The sequence below is a fragment of the Psychrobacter fulvigenes genome (assembly GCF_904846155.1).
Taxonomy (GTDB): domain Bacteria; phylum Pseudomonadota; class Gammaproteobacteria; order Pseudomonadales; family Moraxellaceae; genus Psychrobacter; species Psychrobacter fulvigenes.
Window position 1 is genome coordinate 2,388,353 of record NZ_CAJGZP010000001.1, and the last position, 24,955, is coordinate 2,413,307.

The window sequence follows — 24,955 nt, forward strand, 5'->3', positions numbered from 1 at the left end:
CAAAGTACTGAGACTCTAATAGCTGATGCTAACCCGTAGGGTTTTTAACAATCCTACTACTGAGAAGCCCGATGCTAATTTGCTACGGTATCAAAATTAGGGCGTGTGTGAGACTATCCAACACGTCCTTATAAACGACATACTGTTTGATTGACGCCTATTAACTGAAGTTTTTGCATTCTGTCTATGCAGCACTGATTATATTTTTATACTACTATTTATTTTATTCTATATACCATAACTTATTAATAACCAAGGTAACGACTGCCATGAGCCAACCCAACAACAACCATACTAAGCATTACAAGTCTGCAACTCTGACTGCTCTAGCAGCGGCCTGCGCCATGATGTTCGCCGCACCTGCCATCGCTGCTACGGATACAACTGACGCCTCTAGCGCTAGTGCTCCTAGTGCCATTGACTCAAGCAAGCGTGTCATTCGCCGTGCTCAGCCGACCAGTAGCGTACAACCAGCAGTACAGCAAAATGCTGCATCAGCAACGGCCGAACAGGCTGCTCAAGCGACTGCTAACGCGCCTACCGCATCAGAATCTACCAGAGCAACACGCGTTTATGAGCGTGGCCCTATTACTGCCACTGGTATTGATATTAGCAGCGGCCAGCTGGCCAATATCCCAGCGCCACAAGTACAAGTGTCAAGTGTCAGCTTTGTACCGACGCTACTGATTCCGCAAACAACAGCCGTTGGCACCGACAAACTTGATGTCAGCTTACTAGATGACTTTATCAAAGAAGTTTCACCCAATGCTCGCCATTACCCACCAAACTTCCCTAACCGCTCACAGCGTCATTATGCTCGTGAAAAAATCAAAGTATTAGCAGAGTGGATTGAGCCATATGCCAGTGCACCAAGTGCGTCTTTTGATGTACTTTTACGTGCCGCAAAGCTTAATGGCATGGGTCGTAACTTAGATTTGGGCTCAGACTTTGCAGTGCGCGGCGGCAGTTATGTCGATCGCGCTATCAAACTACAGCCAGACAGCGGCGAAGCAAACTTCTTATACGGTATGATGCTTGCTGAAGGCGGTGGCTTTAAAGAAGGCAAAAAATATCTAGATAAAGCAGCCAGCCTTGGCTATACGGAAGCAGAACAAAGCTTAGCGCAGTCGGACTTATTAAGTGATCGTCGTAACGAAGCCTTAGAGCGTCTCCGTCGTCTAGAGCAGCAAGTACCAGACAATTCGGTTATTCGTCAACAGATTAAGCTTATCGAAGAGGGAAAATATTATATTTGGGATTTACCAGCACCTAATATCAATATCAAACCAACGATCTAGTCTTGATCTTATGACTTATCAGTAAATCGTTCAGTCAAAACTACTTTTAAAAGCGCGTTTATTTTATCGTGATATGACATCAGCGGTAAAACAAACGCGCTTTTTTGTGGCGCTGTTTTATTAACCGTGTCGGTAACGCTTATTTGTGAATCGCTCAATACGACCTAGGGCGTGTCCTCAATTCAATCGATAGTCATCTAAATGGGCTAAAAATGGCTAAATGTTGCCAAACAGCGGCAAATAGCTGGTTAATATCTCGATATTATCTGTGCTATTTTTCTTGTTTGCCTGTCATTTATCTCATTTTTATCACCATTTTTAAAATGAGAACACGCCCTAGTGTAATTCTAAAAGTTACGCTAAACTTACAAACATATAACAATGCAGTATTGGGGTAATTAAAAGGACTTAATGCCATGTTTTACTTGTTAGGTCACTACTCATTTTAAGTGACTTACTATTTTAAGTCATTTTTTGATCCATGCCATTACCTAAATCATTGCTACTTACCGAGGCCACTTATGCTTGCCAAGCACACCGCAGTTGCGGCGATGAATATGAAGAAAAGATCCACGTCCATTGCAGCACTTACAGCATTGGTAGCGACTATGATATTACTCCCTGCTTGTAGCACTGTTTCAGTCAACAAGCAGTCTCAAGCAAAGACCCTTACGGCTCAACGTGGAAACATTGTCACCGAAAACGAACTCAGTAGTGCGACCGCTTCGACATTATTATCTGCAGGGCTTAATGAGCAAGCTTGTATACAGAATTTTGACTTGTGCTTAACCCAATTGACAGACAGCATGCTCAATAAGCACTATAGATCTGCGCTGGCTATTTTTTCTGAGCTGCATTATGCCAAAGCACGCCAGTTAGCAAACTCGCAAGATTGCCAGATAGCATTATTACGCCCGCCTCTTGATCCTTATTATGCCAACGCGCCTTTAAGCGCTGAAGAGGAAGCGGCGCAAAAAGAAAATACCAGTGCTTGCCTTATCAGCTATCAAACCCGACTATTTGATGCCATCAAATCCAGTTATGCCTATCTGTTTTTCAATAGCTTAGCTCATGACTTTGAAGGTGCTGCTACCGACAAAACTGTCGCCCGTCAGACGCATCGTATTCCAACCGATATCGACATTCAAACCCAAGATATCTACAATGCTGCTAGCAATGACATCATCACCCAGTTGTATGAATCTGCAGATCGCTCAGATAAGCTAATGGGAGATACACAAAAGCAGTACTTAGCGATCAATGACCATATTGACGACAGCAATGAAGCAGCCATTACCAATCTAGCACCGCTAAAAGGCAAACTTACTGATCAAATCAAGGTCATGAATATGACCATCGATAATTATGATCTCAATATCTATCTGCCTAATGAAAACAACTACTTGCAAAATGCTCGTAAACAGACCTCTGCCCTCGCTGATTTGACGTCGACATACGAGTTGCGTCTATCAGGCCTAAACTCTGTCAGTAAGCGTCCAGGATTGGGAGTGAGCTTGGTGGCATCACTGAATGATCGCTACACCACTACGATTCGCCAACTTTTGGCCTCATCCTTATCAGGTAGGCTGTCCAAAACATCTCACAACGACAGTATGGATGACCGTGAGCCTAGCACCCGCATCTATCCAACGGGTCATCTACTGATGACTGGACTGGTAAAGCCCGCTGGTGACAGTGTACTGGAGGTGCTCAGTAGCCGTCAGCTTGATGTAAACCTATACAACCCTTATCGTACTGATAATGTGAATATCCTCGGAAACAACTACCCACTCGCTGCTAACTTTTCTGCAGGGTATGGGCTATGGTTGGCAGAAAACCAGCTCGATGGCGCTGGCTATTTAAACTTAATCACGCGCCAGCCAGAAGCCAACCTGCCTAGGCTATTCATGCTTGAGCCTTATGATCCCGACAAGCGCGTGCTGATCATGCTCCATGGACTGGCCTCCAGTCCTGCAACTTGGGTAAACTTGACCAACGATATTCTCAACGATGATACCTTGCGTGATAACTATCAAGTGTGGCAAATATTTTATCCAACCAACCTCCCCATTTTAGAGAACCGCTATCAAATTCAAGGTCTGATTAATAGCGCCTATGAGCAGACTGATCCCAAGGGACAAAATCGCGCCAGTAAAAACAGCGTAATTATCAGTCACAGTATGGGCGCGCTCATTGCCCGCATGATGCTGTCTGACGACAACCTGCTCGATGACCTCGATAGGCTTGATGACCAAAACCTACTCTCGAGTAATGAGAAGTATCAAATTCGTCAAGCGCTCAAACAATCTTTTGGCGAACAACAGCTAAAAGCGCGTTTCGAGCTACAGACCTTACCACAAGTAGATACCGCCGTATTTTTGTCCGCGCCGTTTCGAGGGACAGATTATGCAGATCGTTGGTTCACGCGTGCGCTGCGCCGCATTGTTTACTTACCAGTGGGGCTAGTAAAAACAGTCACTGACAATCTGGCAACCATTGCCACTCAAGGTGAGCTAGCAGCGAGTCCTCTTGGGGCTTTATATCTGCAAAACGGTGCCAGCCAGCTAAGTGATAAGTCGTCATTTATCCAGCTGACTAAAGACATCACCATTAATGATCGCATTATCTATCATTCCATCATTGCGAATAACGACGCAGACATCACCCAAGGGTTAGCACAAATGCAGCCGGGTGGTGCCAAAATCGATTTATCTAGGGCATCTACCGCTACTGAAAGTGCTGCGAATACTACTGCTAGAGAGGACGCAATGAAGAATGAGCCATTGTTTGCAGCAGTATCAGTAGATGATGATATTAGCCAAGCGCTAACCGAAAGCTTATCAGATGGTATCGTACCTTATACTAGTGCTCACCTCGATGGCGCAGCATCTGAGACAGTCATTAATGGCGGACATAGTATTCAAACCAACCCACAAACCATCCTTACTCTGCGCCGCATCTTGCATCAGCAGCTACAGCAATAATCTTGGTAAAATTAATGAAGCTCTCTTCAATGACGGCTACATATCAACAAAAAACCTATCTATCAGCCTCCAATAGTCTCTATTTCCATACATTATTAATACATAATAATGTATGGAATATCTCATGATTTATTCTCGTCTATAGCTCCCAAACGCCCGTCATTATTAACGATTGATGGTCATGAGGCTGTCATGAGCCATTGCTTGCACGTCATTATCTTGAAGCGCATAATATTTAAACAATCAATGAGCTAAGATATTGATTTGATAGACAAATAATAGGTGGTTTGTAAGGATATAAATCACCTTAATAAGATCGAAGCAGTTTTGACGATGGCTTATTTTTAAATAAGATAAGTTTAATTTAAAATCCCTGCCGCTAACTAAAACTTGGCTATTGCCCGCGATATTGGTCTGAACCATTGCGGACAGTTACTTGGGCGTATCATGGAAGTCAGCGCTATTCAGCTAACAGATAAAGGTAAGCGCTTATGTTCGCTACATTTATGATAGACCAGCTCGATGCGTTAATGCTTGCGCGCATCCAGTTCGCTTTTGTTATCTCATGGCATATCATCTTTCCAGCCTTTACTATCGGTCTTGCCAGTTGGCTGACCGTTCTTGAGTTCCGTTGGCTCAAAACAGGCGACGCCATTTATGCCGAAGTATATAAACACTGGGTCAAAATCTTTGCCGTGGCTTTCGGAATGGGCGTCGTATCTGGCATCGTGATGTCCTATCAATTTGGTACCAACTGGGCTGTGTTTTCTGATAAAGCCGGTAACGTCTTAGGCCCGCTACTCGCTTATGAAGTATTGACCGCGTTTTTCTTAGAAGCATCGTTTTTGGGTATTATGCTGTTTGGTTGGGGGCGTGTAAGCAAACGCATGCACTTTGCTTCGACAGCGATCGTCGCTATCGGTACGCTGATATCAGGATTTTGGATTTTAGCGGCCAATAGTTTCATGCAAACACCGCAAGGCTTTATGATTGGTGCTGATGGCCTGCTCTATCCGACCAACTGGCTTGAAATCATCTTTAATCCCTCTTTCCCTTATCGTTATGCACACATGATAACGGCAGCGTTTTTGACCACTGCTTTTGTCATTGGCGGCATTGGTGCTTACTACCTGCAGTCCAAACGACATACTGAACATCGACAGCATGGGCGTGTGATGTTAGGTATGGCGATGATAATGGCAATCTTTGTCGCGCCAGCACAGGTGTTGATTGGTGATGGACATGGTTTAAACACCTTAGAACATCAACCAGCCAAAGTGGCAGCAATGGAAGGCATTTGGGAAGACGAACGCGGTGCCGCGCTACGTCTCTTTGCGGTTCCTGACCAAGACAATCAAACCAATAAATACGAAGTCAGCATCCCCTATGTGTCAGGGTTGATTTTAACTCATTCATTTGATGGTGAGGTAAAAGGTCTCAAAAACTGGGCGCCAGAAGACCAACCACCTGTTGCTATTGTGTTTTGGGCATTTCGTATCATGGTCGGTATTGGCATGCTAATGGTCTTAGTTGGGCTGTTCAGCCTGTATAAATACTTCAAAAAACAACAGTTTAATCCCGAGAGTAAAACCTTTCACCGTACTTGGATGTTGATGACACCGCTTGGCTTTGTCGCTTTATTGGCTGGTTGGTTCGTCACAGAAGTAGGCCGTCAACCCTACACCGTCTATGGTGTGATTCGTACTGCTGAAAGCATATCACCCGTTGCAGCACAGCAGGTGGCAACCACGCTAATCGGTTTTATTGTGCTGTATATCTTCGTCTTTGGTGCAGGGAGCTTTTATATCCTACGTTTGATCGCTCAGGGACCACAGCCATTCGAAGATCCAGCGGATGACAACTTCTATGAGCACTCTGTCACTGAGGGTCAAGGACGTACGCTTAGTGGTGACAGCCTTGCCAGTGAAAAAGTGCAGGAACAAGATGGTTCTGAAGATCTCGATAAGCCTGCAAATGACGTCGAAGATGGAGGGTTGCGCTAATGTTTAACTACGGTGATGTATTAGACTTACCCTTAATTTGGGGCGGACTTATCGCTCTTTCTGTGTTTATTTATGTGCTACTTGATGGCTTTGATTTGGGCTGTGGCATCTTGTTTCCCTTTGCCGGCTCAGATAAAAACCGTAGCCGCATAATGAACTCTATCGCCCCATTTTGGGATGGTAACGAGACTTGGCTTGTATTGGGCGGTGGTGGACTATTCGCCGCTTTTCCAGTCGCTTATGGCATCATTATGAGCGGGCTGTATTTGCCTGTGACTTTCATGCTATTCGGTCTTATCATGCGCGGGGTGGCGTTTGAGTTTCGCTTTAAGTCCTCTGCACGACGTTATGTGTGGGATGGTTTCTTTTTTGTAGGTTCTGTGGTGGCTACTTTTTCTCAAGGCATCATGCTCGGAGCGCTCGTGCAAGGCTTAGAAGCTAGCAATCGCCTTTATACGGGCGGCCCTTTTGATTGGCTCTCTCCATTTGCCATTATGTGCGGGTTTGCTCTAATCATTGGCTACGCGCTGCTTGGCTCTACTTGGCTTATTATCAAAACGGAGCACTCACTACAAGTTTGGGCGCGCAAAGTCTCTGGTTGGATGCTCTCAGCATTAATCGCGGCGATGATTGCTGTCCCGATATCTATGTATTTTTTAGATATCGATGCGCTCGAAGGTTGGTTCAGTCTGCCAGGCCTATTGTATTTAGCCCCCATGCCGCTCATTGTGCTATTACTATTCTTCCTCATGCGTAAAGACCTAACCACTGAGCGTGAATACCGTCCTTTCTTGTTGACCGTTGCTCTGTTTTTGATGGGCTATATTGGGGTTTGTGCCGCTATTTTCCCTTATATCGTACCCTATCAGATGACGATTTATGAGGCTGCTGCTGCTGACACTTCATTGTCCTTTATGCTGATTGGTGCGTTGATTATGCTGCCGATTATCTTAAGTTATACCGCTTTTGCGTATTACACATTCAAGGGTAAAACAGATCATGAGCATATGTATTAAGGATTAGGAAAAAATTAACAAGATTAATAGCTACTTTATATATCGTCAGTAGTGACACTTAGCAAAAGTAAAAAGCGTATTGCTACACAGTAGGAGCGATCATGAAAAAGCTCAGTAAGAAACAATCGCAATGGGCATGGTTCGTTGGCCTATATATAGCAGGATTTCTGGTTGTTTTTATCATCGCACAGTTAATTAAGCTGGCGATGGGGGTCTAATACCCTCTTATACACTGCTATTTATCCATTACCATATAATAAAAAAGCAGCGCCGATTAATCGGCGCTGCTTTTTTTATTAGGCTACGTATATAGATTGATTGAGCTATAGTCAGAGTAAAGTAACATCGATACACTTGTTCATGCTACTGGTATAAATTTTACTTGCGTGCTGTATCCACAGAGGCTGCGCAAAATTTATACCAGTAGTACTTTAACGCTTTTAAAATCTTTCGACTATATTACTTTAACCTAGGCACCCTGATGATTATCAACGCCATTGCTCTTGATAAACTCATTAACCTGCTCTAAACGTTCGGGTGTGCCGACGACTATCCAGTTATCTTTAATCACTTCAGCGGTAATTTGAAATTTCATCATCGCCTGCTTAAGGAGCGGCGCCAAGGCGGCAGGTTGACCTTGTACCAATCCGTCGACTAGTTGTGGTGACATGACGCTGATACCTGCGAAGGTAAATTTATCTGCCTCGGCAACAGCTTGTTCGCTAGCCAAGCCATTATTAATCGCAAAATCGCCACCGCTGTTATGCGTCGGATTATCAATCAATAACAGATGCGCAAGCTGATCGTTACCCAGCTTATAGTTTTGCAGCTTGGTAAAATCATACGTCGTCCAGACATCGGAATTCACTAAGATAAAGGGGGCATCTTTTAGCTTGCCTGTCTGTAAGGCTTGGAATATTCCGCCTGCCGTCTCTAAAGGTTCGTCATCTTCAACTGACCAGTGCAAATTGACACCGTACTGTGTGCCATCGCCCAGTGATGTCATCAGCTTGTCAGCAAGCCATGACGCATTTATCGTAATATCAGTGACACCTGCAACTTGTAACGCTTTGATGTGCCACACAATCAATGGCTGCCCGCCTACTTCTACCAAAGGCTTCGGCGTCTCAAGCGTGAGCGGACGTAAGCGTGTGCCCTTGCCTGCTGCCAAGATCATTGCTTGCGTAATCGTCGATATGGACATGAAGAGACACGCTCCTTTTTAACAGTATTTAGATGGTTTTTAAGTAGTTTTTAAGTAGTTTTTAAGTACTAAGTTCAACTTATCATCATTTATATTGATGAGAATTTATTTTGATAAGCAGGTAACACAGTCTCTTGTAGCCATTGATTGAAGGGTAGCACTGCTTGCTTTATATCTTGACTACCCTGCTCAGCAAGCCAATTTAATTCAAACATCAAATCACGCATGACTTTGGGTATATCGGCCAAATAGCGATCCTTCCCATCACGCTCAGATAAGCGAATAAAAATTCCTAATACCTTTAAATGACGCTGGACACCCATCACATTCATATCGTTTGCAAACTGCTCTACATTATCCACTGTGGCCAAGTCTGCCTGCTTTTGCAGTTGCCAAAACTCACGAGCCCACTCGGAGACTTGGCTTTCAGGCCAATCAACATAGGCATCTCGCACCAATGACACCAAGTCATAAGTATACGCACCTATCACAGCGTCTTGAAAGTCTATCACTCCTAAACGTGAGTTGTCTGCCTGATCTTGCATCAAATTACGACTGTGATAATCACGATGGACGACAACTTGCGGCTGCGCCAAGATAGCATCAATCAGTGCTGACTTCAGATTTTCCCACAGCGAGTCTGCAAATTTGACTCCGATAAAAGGTATGAACCAATCACGGAACAAGTCCATCTCACGATTTAGTATTACCGTATCATAGTCTGGTAGTTGATGCTCTACGCGTGCCAGCTGTACAGGAGTTTTTTGCAGCTCAATCAGGGTCTGCATCGCCAATTGATAGTAGTCATTGACTGCTGCGGCTGGAGCATCGACCAATAAGTGAGCGAACTCTATGGCACCAAAGTCTTGCAGCACTAAAAAACCTTGCGTCACATCTTGGCATATAAGCTCTGGCACATTGACTGCTGGCGCCATCAGCTTAGTGACATTGATAAATTGTTGCATTGCATCTTGTTCATCAGCGGAATCCATGACAATATAGCGCGCCGATGGCTCTATATCTGCGCTATTATCAAACAATTGTATGCGATGATATCTTCGGGCACTGGCATCACCCGGTAGACTATCTAGCTTAAACGTTTGATCTGCAAACTGATGTTGTAACCAGCTCTCTAGCTGCTGCTGGCGAGTATTTACACTGGTATTATCTTGGGACTGTAAGGTAATATTATCTGTCATAAGAGGCATCGCAGGTCAACGGTAAATGAATTTAAAATTCGGTGCTAATAAAAGATAAAGGTAGAATACGGTCATCATAAATCTTAAGCTAATCTAAGCTATCCAAAATAACCTAGATTCATATAACTTAAGCTCATATAACTTAAGTTGACACAGCTTAGGTTTTTATAATTTAGCTTTGTATAACTTAGATCTACATCGTTTTAATTTACATCGTTTTAATTTATATAATAATGACGGCAAATACTTGCTAAAATGCTATCGGGACTTTATCTCCCTTAATAACTTTTATCGACGCCGCTGCGCATGAGCGTACAGAAACATCACGCTAGCGCATAAAAATTGTTCAATAGTGTAGCTGATTTGGTTTTTTTTGACTATGATAAGTCGTCAATATATGTAATATCGACAGATATTTGTGACCATATTATCGTATAGTGGTATTTTAATATCATTCATCATGGCTGACATACATACGAGCAAACCCAATATCGCGAACCAATAGGCTCTACAATCATAGGTGTGCCCTTGTTATATTCTCCGCTTTACCAAAGCATTCGTTTGATTTTATTTGGTGCTTTAAGCTTGACTGGCTTAGCTGTGAGTAATGCTGCGATAGCGGACACTCAATCGCAGACAGCCACGCCTTTAGTCGCTGACAGTCCTGATATCCTAAACAGTACGCCGACCAGTGTTAGTAACACTGACACGAGCAGCATGCCTATTGATCAAACAGCCCTTGCAACTGGTACCACAGATATTCGCATCACACGCTCTGTAACTCCTAGTGTCAATAATACAAATAGAGTCAAAAAGTTAAATTCAAATTCAAGCCGCGATACAGCGTTTGATCAGACAGCTCTCAATCAAGTTGGTATGAATCGAAGCAGAGTTAGCAGTGCTGGTTCTCAGCAAGTCATTAACCGCCCTACCATCACAGATGTAGCAGACAGTACTGATATAGATAGTGCTGATAGCTCTTATACAGACAACACTGAAATAGATCTTTTTGTCCATGACGCAGTTGCAACTTCTGAAACTCCAGTCACCACAATTACTGACAGCGCTGTAAACTCCGAAGCCTTAGTAACTGAAAACCTAATCTCACAATTAGACGATGCTGATGATAAAAACGACTTAACGCGTGCTGAGCAAGGCATAGCAACAGATCCTGCACTTGATAGCAGTCGCCTTGATGTCAGTGATGAAAGTATTCAAGAAAGCTTAATGCTTTTGGCAGAGTTTTACCAGTTGAAACCCGATAGCGATACCTCTCCAGCAAAAGATACTGATGACGTTGTGAGTGATGGACAACTCTCAATAGACAACAGCCTATCACCCGATCTAACACCTATAGATATCCCACAAGCCAGCAACAGACCTATACGCCAGCTTGGCACTGACTTAAATCTATTACCACATAGCGTAGACAGCTCTCAGCGCTGCGAAGGTCAATGGGTTTATCCTCAGCGTAATCCCAACTATCAACGTGCCAGCAATGAAGCAGGCTATCAGACTAAAAGCGGCACTGATAATAGTCAGGCGCCTTTATTTGCAGAGTCTGATTATGGCTATTATGATAATGTAGATTATGCTGAACTTTCAGGTAACGTCATCCTGAATCAGGGTACTCAGCATATCGAGGCTGATAAAATTGTACTGGATTTGACCAATGGCATCGCTGGCGCACAAGGCAAGGTGATGTTTACCGATCAAGCGATTGGCAATAACAACACAGCTGCAATGCAAGGCCAAGGTAATACAGATTCTCTTACCGAAAAAGCTTCACAAGGTGGACTGATTGGCGTCGCTGATAGCTTGGCTTATAGTACTGAGTCTGGACAAACCACAGCTTATGGCGTGGCTTTTGCCAGTGTACCACTGCAGTCGCACGGTTATGCCAAGCGCCTAAACCGTCCTAACGAGAGTCAGTATGAGCTGGACGAAGTGATGTTCAGTACCTGTCCACCGACCAATCGCAAGTGGCAATTTGATGCCAAAAGTATTGATTTAGACACGGACACCGGACGCGGAAAAGCTTACGACACGACTTTCCGTATTGCTGATGTTCCTGTGTTTTACTTACCTTACTTCAACTTCCCAATTGATAGTCGCCGTAGTAGTGGGTTTTTGTTGCCTAGTGCCAGCATCGATAGCGAAAGTGGCCTTGAAGTCGACATCCCTTATTATTTCAACTTGGCACCCAACTATGATGCCACACTGAACACGCATATTTATACCAATCGTAACCCTATGCTTTCAGGGGAGTTCCGCTATTTAACTGAAGAGTACGGTGGCGGTATATTTAATGGTTCATACTTGCCAAATGACAAACAATATAATGATGAAGACCGAAGTAGCTTATTTCATGATCACTATTGGTCATCAAACAGCATCCCGCGCTTAAGTGGTGATGCTAAATATAGCTATGTATCTGATGCCAATTACCTCGATGATTTTGACACGCTTGGCTTATCTGACAGCACACTGAACTTACCCAGACGCGCTCGTCTTAACTATTACAATGATTACATCACTGGTGACTTAAAACTCGAGACCTTCCAAACTCTTGATGGGTTTACCAGTACTGGCGAGGCGCTAAAAGATAAAGACAAGCCTTATTCACGCTTACCTCAATTAGAGTTGAGCTATCGCCTACCTTGGGTAGAAAAATTCGACATCACTGGTGTCCATGATTCTGCTTATTTCAAAAAGTCTATCGACGATGGCTCGGAGGCAGAAAAAAGTGGTGTACGCGTTTATAACAAACTCAGCGCCAGCTACCCTATTGAGTCTTCGTGGGGATATATCAAGCCTAAGGTTGGTTTACAGCATCTATATACCTCATATGATCAAGACAGCTTGGCAGATAACTTGTTGAGTGAAGATGACGGTAGTCAGTCGGTGTTTGTGCCACAAGCCAGTATCGATGCAGGTCTTAACCTCTACAAAGCAGGCTCACCATTTGGCGCATTTGATGACACGATGGGCGGCTATCAGATATTGAGCCCGAGACTTAAATATACTTACTCACCGTTTGAAGACCAAAACGAGCTGCCAAACTTTAACACTCGCATTGCTTCTATCAACTATGAGCAGCTTTTTTCAGACAGCTGGTTCTTAGGTCATGACCGCTTGCAAGACTTACACGCCTTCACTCCGGGCATTAACTATCGTTACATCGACGCAACGGGCGTGACACGTTTTGATGGTAGCATTGCAGAGCAATTTTATATCGATGATGGACGTGTCACCCTTGATGATCAACAATCGATTTTTAATAGCTCATCATCAGGCATGGTATGGGATGCCAGTACTCAACCTTATAATAATGTCTGGGTTGATGTGAGCGGTGCACTCACCAATAGTTACGATTTGAATTATGTCACGACTGAGCTGCGCTATCAGCCGTCAGACAACAGCTTATTTAACGTCGGCTTCGTCAAGCGTATGCGTGATGACAATACCAATCAGTTGCCACTATCTGCGTTTACCGCCTCTGCGATCTTCCCCTTTAACAACAACTGGCGAGTATTAGCACAGGGACAGTACGACTATAATAGTGATAAAATGCTCGATGCACTGGTTGGCATAGATTACGAAGATTGCTGTATTGGTTTTGCCGTATATGGTCGTCGTTACTATAATGACCTCAATACCAGAGACAAGCCAACACAAGCAATAATGGCTGAAATCAGATTAAATGGTCTGGGCAGTAGCAATAGCCGTTTAACCCGACTGCTTGCAGATAAAGTACTCGGTTTTGAACCAGTACAAACCGCATGGAAAGAGTAGTAACAGCTTTGCGAAGATATCTGCTTAAGAGTCAAAAAACGTATTTAGGCTATGTTATCAACGCCTATCGAACAATCACTTAATAACATTATAGGCAAGATTATCCAGTAGCTGATTATTTATACTAAAATCATGCATAATATACTGGATAAAATTGGCCAAACACTATCCGATGCGATGACATTGATGAGGAGCATCATGAGATTTTTTTCTTTACGTCAAACCAGCCGTGCTGTATTAGTTTCTATGGGTATGAGTGCAGGCCTTGCGCTTAGCTTCAACGCTCAAGCGGCAACAACGACAGAGCCTATAACCACACAAGAAATGGGTTCGACCGCTAGCCAAGATAATAGCGCTCGGTTAACACCCGCTAATAGTACCGACGGCATCATCGCACTAGTCAACGATAATGCCATCTTAAAAAGCGATTTAGTTGCTGCTATCACGCAAACTCAAGCACGCGCGCAAGCAGCTGGTGAGCCAATTCCCAATTCAGCTCAACTGCAGTCTGACGTGTTAAATGCACTCGTTTTACGTGAGCTACAACTGTCACTGGTCAATCGGGTGGGACTCAAACCCGATGAAGCGGCTATCAATCAACGCTTAGCACAAATCGCACAAGCTGAAGGGCTCAGTAGCATTGCAGCCCTACAGCAGCGATTGGATAGCGAGCAAACTGGTAGCTATGCCGATTTACGGGCAAAACTGATCGAAGACGCTGCTATTCAGGCACTACAACAACGCCAAATTGCCAATCGTGTGCGCATCAGCGAGCAAGATATTGATGCGTTTTTAGCCTCACCTGAAGCCAAGCGCTTAAACCAAAGTGAATATCAAACCATTCACGTCCGCGTGCCTTATGTAGATGATTACAGTCGTCTATCAGAAGCGCAGCGTACGCAAGCGCTGACAGTCGCTCAAGGGTTACGTACACGCCTACAGGCACCTAACGTAGATGTTGAAGCAGCTATGAATGCCTCTCAAGGTAGCTACCCTATTCCGCTACAAGGCGGCGATATGGGATTTCATAAGGCTGCTGCCCTTCCAACCGAACTATCAAGTGAGATCGTCAAGCTTGATGTGGGCGCTGTGAGTGAACCGCTCATCACTCCTGAAGGCATTGATATCATCAAGCTTGCTAACAAAAAAGCCAGTGATACCATGATCATCCCGCAGTGGCATACACGTCATATCTTGATTAAGGTCGACGAGCTACAAACTGATGCACTCGCCGAACAAAAAGTGAACGACCTATATGAGCAGCTACGTCAAGGTGCTGACTTCGCAGGCTTAGCAGCCACTTACTCTGATGACCCAGGCTCTGCAGGGCGTGGTGGTGATCTTGAGTGGGTCAGTGAAGAAGACATGGTCGGTCCATTTGAAGCAGTCATGAAAAATACCAGCGTAGGGGACTATTCTGCACCGTTTAAGACTCAGTTTGGTTGGCACATCCTCAAAGTTGAAGGCAAGCGTCAACATGATGTCAGCGAACAATATCGCCGTAATATGGCACGTCAGGCGCTGTATCAACGCCTCGCGCCACAAGCGCAAGAAGACTGGTTACAAGAGCTACATGCCGGCGCTTATATCCAAGTACTTGCACCCTAAGCAAACTGTCTAAAAATAACTTATATAAACAATTAGATTAAATGAAGGGGATACGCACTGCGTATCCCCTTTTTAGTTTTGAAAACATAGGAATATTGAACTTTATACCACCCAGAATTGCCTTCTTAATAACCGCCTTATTCCATTTCCAAAAATCAGAGTAACACGGAAAACTTGCGCAAGCACTACAGCTAGTAGGCTTAGAAAGTTTGACAAAGTTAATCGCGCTTTTTGGGTTTTGTATTAGTTACAAACTACTGCTAAGACATTCATATTATAGTTCTTTGCGGTGTAATGGACAAAATTCATGCTAAAAAGTAGAAGGTAGTCGCTAATGGACATAATTCATGCTATTTGCGTGACTTTGAGAGTAAAAAGTCTTTAATAAACCGTAACTTACGGTGCTCATTTAAGCCATGATGACTGTGTAATTGCCGCTTGAGCTTACTAAATAAACCTTCAAGCGTATTGGTTGTATTTGGTATATCTAAGTGCTCATATTCTTGATAAGTAAACAACCAATCACTGTTGGTTCGCAGGCTACGATAAGCACTTCTAAGACGCTTATGCGTGTACCAAGTTCTACCCGTATCCTCATTGGTACTACGTTCACTGAGATAGGCTTCGTAAGTCAGGTACCAGTGATCTAAGCACTTTATGAACGCGGCTTTATCAAGCTGTGTTAGGGTCAAAGTAAGCTGCCTAAGCTCAATGCTAGCGATATTCTTAGGGCGACGAGTCAGGTAGCGAGTCACTATTTGTATCTGATGAAACTGGCACATCTGACAAGGAGTACTGGTAAATAGCGTTCTAAGTCCTCGTCTACCATCACAGGTGATGCTTTGTATATCAATGCCTAGCACCTTTAAGTAATCAATCCCTTGCTTATAGGCACTATTGGTTTCATGACTGACTATAGCGTAATGGAGAACCATTCTAGTGGTGTTGTCCATAAATACCATGAGACCAAACCCACGGCCAAAATAGGTCGTGTCCATGATGATATTAGCACGCTTAGGTCGTTTGATTTGGTACTCAATACTCACTTTGTCTAAGCGTCTTTGAATGGTTTTAAGACTACAGTGGTACTTGTCAGCCAGTTGTTTATACGTCTGTTTCCCTTGCGTATATTCAGTCCAAAGCATTTGGTTATTGAGTCTTGTGCCCCCTAAAAACTGCCGTTTGCAAGATAGGCATTGGTACTGTTGTTTGCCTAGTTTGCGTCCATTCTTTTTAGTGTGTTTATTACTACAAAAAGGGCAGTTTTTTGATTCATAGCGTTGATTCCTTGCAAATATAGACAGTATATAGCGTTAGACCCTACACCAGCATGAATTTTGTCCATTACACCTTCTTTGCTTAATATCATATTTATGGATAAAGAAAAATTATATAGATATATTCGTAAAAACATATATAATACATATAATCATCTTCACTCAACTTTTGGTTGGTTATATTATGAAGTTCAGAAAAGACATTAATGGCATAAGAGCCTTGGCGGTCATTGCTGTTGTATTATTCCATCTCAATACCGCTTGGATGCCAGGTGGTTTTGCTGGTGTTGATGTCTTTTTTGTTATTTCAGGCTTCTTAATGACTGGAATAGTATTTAGAGGAATAGAACAAGAAAATTTCTCTATTTTAAAATTCTATGTCGCTCGTGCTAATAGAATTATTCCTGCCTTAGCACTACTGTGCTTAGTATTATTAGCTTTTGGTTGGTTCTATCTATCACCTTTAGAATATAAGGCCTTAGGAAAACATGCTGCTAGTAGTGTTACTTTTTTATCCAATATTGCATATTGGAGAGAGGCTGGCTACTTTGACGCTGCTTCTCATGAAAAATGGCTTTTACATACTTGGTCACTCTCAGTTGAGTGGCAATTTTACATCCTCTATCCTTTAATTCTTGTCGCTATGCGCAAGTTTATGTCTATCAAGACGATGAAGATGATGCTAGTAATAGGAACAATACTAGGCTTTATTTTCTGTGTTATTGCAACTTATAGATGGCCTAATCCCTCTTACTATCTATTGCCTACTAGAGCTTGGGAGATGATGATTGGCGGTGTCGCTTATCTTTATCCTTTTACATTACAGGAAAACAGAAAAAAGTTGGTAGAAAAGATAGGCTTAGTCTTAATTATTACCTCCTATTTTTTAATATCAGCAAAGAATCCATGGCCAGGTTATTTAGCCATATTTCCTGTCGTGGGTTCGTTCCTGATCATTCAAGCCCATCGTGACGATAGCTTCATTACAGGCAATATCGTTTTTCAAAAGTTAGGGTCTTGGTCTTATTCTATATATCTTTGGCACTGGCCTTTTGTGGTAGCTATCTACACATTCTCACTACCCAAATATTATATTTATCCAGGCATGGCGCTGTGCATATTACTGGGCTTCTTAAGCTATAAATATGTTGAAAAAATAAAATTTAGCAATAATTTTTCTAGTTTCTTTAGCTACTTCAAAAGCAAACCGACTTATATTGCAGGATTTGTAGGATTACTAGGCAGCATGTTATTTATGAAAACTGATGCCATTACCCCTTTGCGTCTAACGGCAGAGCAAATATCAATCATAGAGCAACAACAGCTAGACCCCAGAACTGAAGTATGTGGAAAAGTTGAAAACGGCGTTTCTCCCAGCTGTATCTATGGCGAAGGGCCAGTAAAAGCAATCGTCATTGGGGATAGTCATTCACAAGTTCAGAACGTTGCTATTGGCAATAGAGCTTCTCTTGCGGGTGGAAGCATTTTGAGCCTAGGGCTTTCGGCATGTCCTACAATAAGAGGGCTTTACTGGGTAGATGAAAACGGACAAAACCCAGATTATAATTGTGGACAATTAGTAGAGAACGCTATTAATCTTGTAGCGAAAGACTATCCAGACATTCCTGTCATCATCATTAGCAGAACATCCCTTTATTTTCATAGTTACAATGAGCATAAAGATTTTCATTTAGATCCACCAACCCATTTTGTCGATCAAATATTTCCTGAGCGAAATGAAGAGTACCATAACAATTTAAGTGAACATATGATTAGTAGTGTTTGTGAATTTAAGCAGACTAATCCTGTTTACCTTGTAAGACCTACTCCTGAAATGCTACAAAATGTCCCACTAACGATGCTTAAGTCTTTTATGTTCAGTGATAAAATTGAATCCATAAAAATAAAGCTTGAAGATTATGATCAGCGCCATCAAGTCGCTTATAAAATGCAAGATAAAGCAGCCAAGCAATGTGGTGCTGAAATACTAAATCCCATTCCACACCTCTGTGATAGTGAGTATTGTTATGGTGATAGAAATGGGATCCCACTTTATAATGACGACGATCATCTTAGTAGCTATGGCGCAGAGGTCATCTCTCCTATATATGACGTGGTTTTCGAAACAACATAATCATTAACTTGAATGGTTATAAGGACACTATCTAAAGATAGTGTCCTTTTTTATTGTTCGGAATAAAATAATAGCGCATGAGTGTAGTAGGCATAGTTAGCAATACTTATACCAAACCCAACAATTAAAGTTGCGCCCAGGTACGAGCAGTTAACGACCGAATTCTTTGTGGCTGTTTAAGCAAATTATTCCAAGCCAAGCAAGTGGCATCGACAATAGCCTCATAACTGTCATAACAACGATTAGATAGCTCATTTTGCTTAAGGTCTGCCATACTCTCTCAGAGGGATTGGGCTCAGGTGAATAAGGCGGTAGTTTAAGCATAGTGACATTAGCCTGATTCAAGCTTGGTTGATGCCATAATGCGCCGTCCATCACCACCACCGCATGACGTCCTTTTGGAACGGCTTTACTAATCTCTTGCATATGCAATAACATGGTGTGTTTATTAACGAAAGGCAGTACTAAGCCGACAGCCTTCTTTGTCGCTGGACAAAAGGCACCAAACAGATAAGCGGAATGAAACTGTTGCTGCTTGATCAGTCGAGGTCGCCCACCGCGGTAATGCCAAACTCTGGTCAATGAGCCTTGTTGTCCTATTCGAGTTTCATCTTGAAACCAGATATCCACTTGATCTAGGCTCACATCAGTAGGCAGTGACGCCTTAACCTGTGCTATAAAGTTTTTTAAAAGCGTCTTGAGCTTGTGGGTCGGCTTTTGGATGCTGACTACGAGCACTTATCCAACTCATATCAATACGCTTGAGTAGCTCGTAGATACCGTTAACGGTGTAGTGAGCGTTGTAGTGTTCTTTAGCCAATTGCTGAATGTCTTTGCGGTTAGACGACCGCCAGCGCGCTTTTCTTGTTCAGAGACTATCATGGCTTTAAAAGCGGCTGTGTCTGCTTCTGGCGATTTGCTGCGACGACCTCGACGATGACGATCGTAGAGACTCTCAAGTCCTCGTTCATAATATCGCTTCAATGTCCGTCTGGCAGTTTCAGGATGTATGCAGAGGTCTTTGGCAATATCGTTGGTGGCTTTGCCTATACTATATTGGTATAAGATGAGCAGGCGTAGTCGGGCTCTGGGATTGCGCTCAGTCTTTGAGTGTTTGCCAAAGTCATGGTCTTCTAGGTTATGTATTGGTATAGTCATAAGTGGATTATACTATATATTTTGGGTTTGGTATTACCTATTAATTCACAGCTCAAGAAGACTGTAACTCATTTAACAGACAAATAAAAACCCGAACCTAGGGCGATTGGTTCGGGTTTAGGGCGCTTCGTGTTATTATTATTATCTCTTCCGTGCTGACTTATCCTAAGTCATAAACAATAACCTATAAGACAGTGGGCTGACCTGTGCTTGTATGGTTACTGCCTCAACACTGCATCCATGCCTATCCTTGTGTTGATGATGCTATTGTATGCCGATCATCAGCGGGTAGCTAGACGCCAAAAGCACTATTGTTTGTACGCTTTTGCTTACATTCGTATATATGATTTTAATGGCCACCAAAAGATAATTCCAATGTCCATATTATTCACAAACACTCTGTTCCTCTGCATGCTCTTTTGAGACTTTACGCCCTTCTTCTTTACCTTCTTGGATTTTATTTTCTGTTTCTTTAAAGTCCTCGGATTGCACTGCAGGCGCATTTTGTTCCTGTTTGCTTGCTTCTTCTGGCTCATACTGCAAAGTAGTCAATACAGGAAAGTGATCGGAACCAATGGACGGTAAACGCTCGATATCAACAACGGTAAAACAAGCACTGTGAAAAAGGTGATCCAATGCCCAGCGTAAAAACGGATATTTGACATGAAAAGTATTGATAAAGTGTCTGCCAACACGTGGATCTAACAGTCCTGATATACGTTGAAAGCGGCGGGTAGTCTTCGACCAAGCCACATCATTCAGATCTCCTGCCAGTATCGCCGTTTGCTCATTTTCTTTGATATGCTTTCCCACCATTAATAGCTCAGCATCACGCGTGGTCGATTTATCCGCTTCGGTCGGGCTTGGCGGCATTGGGTGCAAACAATACAACCAAATCACACGGCCATTTTCCAAGCGTAGCTGAGTATGAATCGAAGGTATGTCATCAATCATTAGATTTTTAACAGTAGGATCTATCAACTCAAGTTTTGAATATAAATGCATACCGTAGAGGTTATCCAATGGCACTTTAACCGTATAAGGATAATCTGACTCAATTTCATTCAGCGCATCCTGCCATTTTTCATCTGATTCGAGTGTGATTAGAATATCAGGCTGCTTGTTCTTTACTAACTTGATGAGTTTATGAGTCTCATCATTGGGAGTTAACACATTTGAAACCATTATTTTTAACTGATACGCTTCTCCCTCGGGCATTTTTTTAGCATTCTGAACTTCTTTTTTCCACAGCTTTGTATAAGGCAGCACCATTCTTAGCTGAAACGCTAAAGTGATATTTAGAGCTGCGAACAGCAGCCACTGCCCCATTTGCCATTCTGACCAAAAAGCCAACATACCAATCCAAGCAATAATACCAAGCACCATTATCTGAATACGTGGAAAGTCAACACCGCGTACCCACCAGTGATCAAGAGGCAACCAACCCCAGACGGTCACAAAAGCTATTAACCCTGCCAATAACTGCACACCATAATACAATAGGGAAATACCCATAAGTTTCATTAACCGTTTATTAAATAAATTATGAGCAGATAAGAGTCTTCATCTTCATTTAGGTAAATAAGTTCTATATTATATTACCTCATCCGAAATAACTGTTTACTTTAACATTTCGTAGCGAAGGCGCATACTGTGCACTATAAATCTCCATACATCTCTTCTAAAAAATTACAAACTGAATTCTTAAATTATACTGCCTGCGTTATTTTTATATAAGTCATCACAAAGCATTAGGCTCAATTAACGAAGTAAATAACCAAAAGTTATGCTAAGCATAGGTAATAGTGTGTTAAAAACAGCTAAAATTATCTAAAACACCTTGCTTTTCAAGCATATTCACGGCATTGTTATCGGTTGGCAGTGCTACAAATAATTGTTAAAAGGATTAAATTTCATGAGTAATTTAACGGTAGGCTTGGTAGGTTGGCGCGGAATGGTAGGATCAGTACTAACACAGCGTATGCGCGAAGAAAAAGACTTCGACGGCATCACACCTGTATTTTTTTCAACCAGTAATGCAGGCGGCGATGCACCAAACTTTGATGGTATTAAGCCCAGCCAACTTAAAGACGCTCATGATATAGAAGCGCTCGCTGCTTGTGATGTGATTATTACCTGTCAAGGTGGCGACTATACGTCGAAAGTACACCAACCATTACGTGATGGTGGCTGGGACGGCTACTGGATTGATGCGGCAAGCACCCTACGCATGGAAGATGACAGTATCATCATTCTTGATCCAGTTAATCGTAATGTTATTGATAGCGCCCTTGCCAACGGTAAAAAAGACTTTATCGGCGGTAACTGTACCGTGTCGCTCATGATGATGGCGATTGGTGAGCTGTTTAATAGAGGCTGGGTTGAGTGGGTTAGCGCCATGACTTACCAAGCAGCTAGTGGCTCTGGTGCAAACAATATGCGCGAGCTTATCAATGGCATGGGCGTACTACGTGACGCAGTAGCAGACGAGCTCGCCAATCCAGCCAGTGCGATATTAGATATTGATAAAAAAATCGCCCAGACTCAGCGTTCAGATGACTTTCCTAAGCAGTACTTTGGTGTGCCACTAGCAGGTAGTTTGATCCCTTATATCGACTCACAGCTAGGGAACAAACAGTCGCGTGAAGAGTGGAAAGGTGGCGTTGAAACCAATAAGATTCTTGGTAACTCTGCAGACAATACCATTCCTATCGACGGCATGTGTGTCCGTATCGGTGCGATGCGTTGTCACGCACAAGGCTTAACCATCAAGCTAAAAAAAGATATTCCGCTAGAAGAAATCGAAGCAGCACTAAAAAATAGCGGTAATGAGTGGTTAGACTTGGTCGAAGACGATAAAGAAGCCACTATGAATCGCCTAACGCCAGTGGCCGTGACAGGGACATTAACAATTGCTCTTGGTCGTCTACGTAAGCTTAATATGGGTGGTGAGTACTTAGGTGCGTTTACGGTTGGTGATCAGCTATTGTGGGGCGCTGCTGAGCCGTTACGCCGCATGCTAAACATTATCCGCGCGCAAAACAGCTAAACTTATTCATATAAAATTTAAGCAAAAAAAGACAGCTTAAGCTGTCTTTTTTTTATACATTATTTCTGCTCATATCGAATCATCACCTCATTACGACGCATAAAAGGCAAAGTCCAAGGCGGATTATAACGTGCCAGCTCAGGCATACCTATAATCTTTAAGTTTTGACCTTGCATCCAAGACTGCAGCGCCTCAGTTTTTTCAGCGACCTTATTGCTCCCTGCCAGTCCCGAAAACTTAATCACACCATAAGTCTGCACAGGCAACTCAGTAATCGTGATGTCTGGGTTATTGGGCTTCGGCAGCGATTGCATTGTATATTGACTGGGCATAGTAAATTGTACGCGCCACCTCCCATCGGCTTGTTGCATACTCACTGGTGCAGTCATGGCAATTTTCTCTGACTCGTCACTGTCTTTATTTTCTTCAGAAGACATGGCTTCAGGTTGCATCATTACAGGTGCAGTCATACTGATTTTACTACTCTTGCCACCTGGCGCGGTATTATTACCAAAGATATAGTCCGCTAAGATCTTAAACCCTTTACGACTGGCAGCATCTTGATCGCCTGTGACCCAAGTCTGAGCCACAATCTGTCCATCATAGCGACGCAGCTCAAAATCATCCGTTTGCGACAAAATCGTATAGTTAGGTTCTTCGGTCGCCATAGCAACTCCTGATATTAATAATGAGCTGCCAAGTAATAGATAAACTGCCGTTTTCATAAACCGTCTCCATAGCCAGACAACGTTATTAAATAGTTGGTTATCTTTCAATGATACACATCCTATATACCACTTTCTAGCTTATCAATCCGTAATGCCTTATGTCTGTGTGTTTTAGTGTAGAAATCTCATTATCAGTCAATATAAGATATAAACTGAGTAACATAAGCGCTTATATACAGCATCTATTATTCCGATAGCCATACCTCACCCAATAAAGTCGCAAAAATGCTATAATCAGCAACATTTTCATAGCTCAGATAGCGATTATTATATGCAATTTATCCTCCATAAAACCGCAAGCGGTGAGACACGCGCACGACGCGGTACCGTCCACCTTAATCATGGCGATGTGCAAACCCCTGCTTTTATGCCAGTAGGGACTTACGGAACCGTTAAAGGTATGCTGCCACGTGATATTGAAGACATCGGTGCTGATATCATCTTGGGCAACACTTTCCATTTATGGCTACGTCCAGGCTCTGAAATTATTGATAAATTTGGCGGTCTGCACAAGTTTATGCATTGGGATAAACCAATCTTGACAGATTCAGGTGGCTTTCAGGTGTTTAGCTTGGGCGCAATGCGTAAAATCACTGAAGAAGGAGTGAATTTCAAATCTCCGATTGATGGTGCCAAAGTGTTTTTATCACCCGAAAAATCGATGCAAATTCAGTACAGCCTAAACTCAGATATCGTCATGCAGTTCGATGAGTGTACGCCCTATCCTGCGACACATGACGAGGCCAAAAAATCTTTAGAGCTATCACTACGCTGGGGACAGCGCTGTCTTGATGAGCATCAAAAGCTTGGCAGCAGCAATGCCTTATTTGGCATCATTCAAGGCAGTATGTATGCTGACTTGCGTCAACAGTCGCTTGAGGGTTTACTTGAGATTGGCTTTGATGGTTACGCGATTGGCGGCCTATCAGTCGGCGAACCTAAAGATGAGATGATGGATGTTTTGGATTATATTCCTCACGCCATGCCTGCGGACAAGCCACGCTATTTGATGGGTGTTGGTAAGCCTGAAGACATCATCGAAGCCGTGCGTCGCGGTGTCGATATGTTTGATTGTGTCATGCCAACTCGTAATGCGCGTAACGGCCATTACTTCGTTACTGGTGATGCCGATAATGCGGGTGTAGTACGCATACGCAACAGTCAATACCGAGAAGATGAAGGCCCACTAGATCCAGAGTGCGACTGCTACACTTGCCAAAATTTTAGCCGTGCTTATCTATATCATCTAAATAAGTGTAAAGAAATGCTTGGAGCACAGTTAGCAACCATTCATAACTTGCGCTATTATCAACGTTTGATGCAAGGTATTAGAGACGCTATTGAACAAGATAGGTTCGATGAGTTTGTCAGCGAGTTTTATAGCAAGCGTGGACAAACGGTTCCTGAGTTAAATTTACGTTAGTCGCTTTCAACACTGACTTATAGGTTTAGATACAAGTTAAAGGGAATGCAAAAAGGGCTTAAGAATTATCTTAAGCCCT

The 24,955-nt window shown here is 42.9% G+C and carries 18 protein-coding genes; 10 read left to right on the forward strand and 8 right to left on the reverse strand.

What is annotated here, in order from left to right:
- Window positions 1-269 precede the first annotated feature (269 nt).
- The 5 genes from JMX03_RS10055 to JMX03_RS15365 all read left to right on the forward strand — a co-directional run bounded on the left by JMX03_RS10055 (window position 270) and on the right by JMX03_RS15365 (window position 7,519).
- Entirely contained in the window at window positions 270-1,298 is a 1,029-nt protein-coding gene (locus tag JMX03_RS10055) for a tetratricopeptide repeat protein (protein ID WP_201596534.1), read from the forward strand.
- 521 nt (window positions 1,299-1,819) lie between these two features.
- Entirely contained in the window at window positions 1,820-4,282 is a 2,463-nt protein-coding gene (locus JMX03_RS10060; RefSeq protein ID WP_227695593.1) for an esterase/lipase family protein, read from the forward strand.
- A 491-nt stretch (window positions 4,283-4,773) separates the two neighbouring features.
- Window positions 4,774-6,285, forward strand: coding sequence for a cytochrome ubiquinol oxidase subunit I (locus tag JMX03_RS10065; RefSeq protein WP_227695602.1), 1,512 nt, complete (start codon window positions 4,774-4,776; stop codon window positions 6,283-6,285).
- Complete coding sequence (cydB, locus tag JMX03_RS10070; protein ID WP_201596536.1) at window positions 6,285-7,301, forward strand: cytochrome d ubiquinol oxidase subunit II; 1,017 nt, start codon at window positions 6,285-6,287, stop codon at window positions 7,299-7,301. The genes JMX03_RS10065 and cydB overlap by 1 nt, the downstream gene beginning before the upstream one ends.
- Before the next feature lie 101 nt (window positions 7,302-7,402).
- Complete coding sequence (locus JMX03_RS15365; protein ID WP_374220341.1) at window positions 7,403-7,519, forward strand: DUF2474 domain-containing protein; 117 nt, start codon at window positions 7,403-7,405, stop codon at window positions 7,517-7,519.
- Window positions 7,520-7,770: 251 nt separating this feature from the next.
- On the opposite strand, the gene murU is transcribed toward JMX03_RS15365, so the two are convergent.
- Together murU and JMX03_RS10080 are read right to left on the reverse strand one after the other, a co-directional pair.
- Complete coding sequence (murU, locus tag JMX03_RS10075) at window positions 7,771-8,499, reverse strand: N-acetylmuramate alpha-1-phosphate uridylyltransferase MurU (RefSeq protein ID WP_201598040.1); 729 nt, start codon at window positions 8,497-8,499, stop codon at window positions 7,771-7,773.
- Window positions 8,500-8,594: 95 nt separating this feature from the next.
- Entirely contained in the window at window positions 8,595-9,704 is a 1,110-nt protein-coding gene (locus JMX03_RS10080; protein ID WP_201596538.1) for an aminoglycoside phosphotransferase family protein, read from the reverse strand.
- Window positions 9,705-10,232: 528 nt separating this feature from the next.
- On the opposite strand from JMX03_RS10080, the gene JMX03_RS10085 reads away from it, so the two are divergent.
- On the forward strand, window positions 10,233-13,499 hold the full coding sequence (locus JMX03_RS10085; protein ID WP_201596540.1) for an LPS-assembly protein LptD: 3,267 nt from the start codon (window positions 10,233-10,235) through the stop codon (window positions 13,497-13,499).
- A 198-nt stretch (window positions 13,500-13,697) separates the two neighbouring features.
- Complete coding sequence (locus JMX03_RS10090; RefSeq protein WP_201596542.1) at window positions 13,698-15,107, forward strand: peptidylprolyl isomerase; 1,410 nt, start codon at window positions 13,698-13,700, stop codon at window positions 15,105-15,107.
- Between the two features lie 350 nt (window positions 15,108-15,457).
- On the opposite strand, the gene JMX03_RS10095 is transcribed toward JMX03_RS10090, so the two are convergent.
- Window positions 15,458-16,405, reverse strand: a complete 948-nt coding sequence (locus JMX03_RS10095) for an IS256 family transposase, variant Zn-binding type (RefSeq protein WP_455233746.1) — start codon at window positions 16,403-16,405, stop codon at window positions 15,458-15,460.
- A 163-nt stretch (window positions 16,406-16,568) separates the two neighbouring features.
- On the opposite strand from JMX03_RS10095, the gene JMX03_RS10100 reads away from it, so the two are divergent.
- Window positions 16,569-18,518, forward strand: a complete 1,950-nt coding sequence (locus JMX03_RS10100) for an acyltransferase family protein (RefSeq protein WP_201596544.1) — start codon at window positions 16,569-16,571, stop codon at window positions 18,516-18,518.
- Window positions 18,519-18,668: 150 nt separating this feature from the next.
- Here JMX03_RS10100 and JMX03_RS10105 read toward each other — a convergent pair whose 3' ends face one another.
- The 4 genes from JMX03_RS10105 to JMX03_RS10115 all read right to left on the reverse strand — a co-directional run bounded on the left by JMX03_RS10105 (window position 18,669) and on the right by JMX03_RS10115 (window position 21,191).
- Window positions 18,669-19,256, reverse strand: a complete 588-nt coding sequence (locus JMX03_RS10105) for an IS630 family transposase (RefSeq protein ID WP_201596546.1) — start codon at window positions 19,254-19,256, stop codon at window positions 18,669-18,671.
- The gene (locus JMX03_RS15370) at window positions 19,183-19,338 is read right to left on the reverse strand and encodes a helix-turn-helix domain-containing protein (protein ID WP_227695617.1); all 156 of its coding nucleotides are present in this window, start codon (window positions 19,336-19,338) and stop codon (window positions 19,183-19,185) included. Before JMX03_RS15370 ends, JMX03_RS10105 begins: the two co-directional genes overlap by 74 nt.
- Window positions 19,266-19,676: a helix-turn-helix domain-containing protein gene (locus JMX03_RS10110; protein ID WP_201596548.1), complete on the reverse strand. Its 411-nt coding sequence runs from the start codon at window positions 19,674-19,676 to the stop codon at window positions 19,266-19,268. The genes JMX03_RS15370 and JMX03_RS10110 overlap by 73 nt, the downstream gene beginning before the upstream one ends.
- 384 nt (window positions 19,677-20,060) lie before the next feature.
- Window positions 20,061-21,191, reverse strand: a complete 1,131-nt coding sequence (locus JMX03_RS10115) for an endonuclease/exonuclease/phosphatase family protein (protein WP_201596550.1) — start codon at window positions 21,189-21,191, stop codon at window positions 20,061-20,063.
- Between the two features lie 400 nt (window positions 21,192-21,591).
- Between JMX03_RS10115 and asd the strand changes: the two genes are divergently transcribed.
- Window positions 21,592-22,725, forward strand: coding sequence for an aspartate-semialdehyde dehydrogenase (asd, locus tag JMX03_RS10120; protein ID WP_201596552.1), 1,134 nt, complete (start codon window positions 21,592-21,594; stop codon window positions 22,723-22,725).
- Between the two features lie 59 nt (window positions 22,726-22,784).
- On the opposite strand, the gene JMX03_RS10125 is transcribed toward asd, so the two are convergent.
- Window positions 22,785-23,450 carry an SOUL family heme-binding protein gene (locus JMX03_RS10125; RefSeq protein ID WP_201596554.1) on the reverse strand — a complete coding sequence of 222 codons (666 nt, stop codon included), beginning with the start codon at window positions 23,448-23,450 and terminating at the stop codon, window positions 22,785-22,787.
- Between the two features lie 274 nt (window positions 23,451-23,724).
- On the opposite strand from JMX03_RS10125, the gene tgt reads away from it, so the two are divergent.
- Window positions 23,725-24,876: a tRNA guanosine(34) transglycosylase Tgt gene (gene tgt / locus JMX03_RS10130; protein ID WP_201596556.1), complete on the forward strand. Its 1,152-nt coding sequence runs from the start codon at window positions 23,725-23,727 to the stop codon at window positions 24,874-24,876.
- Window positions 24,877-24,955 lie beyond the last annotated feature (79 nt).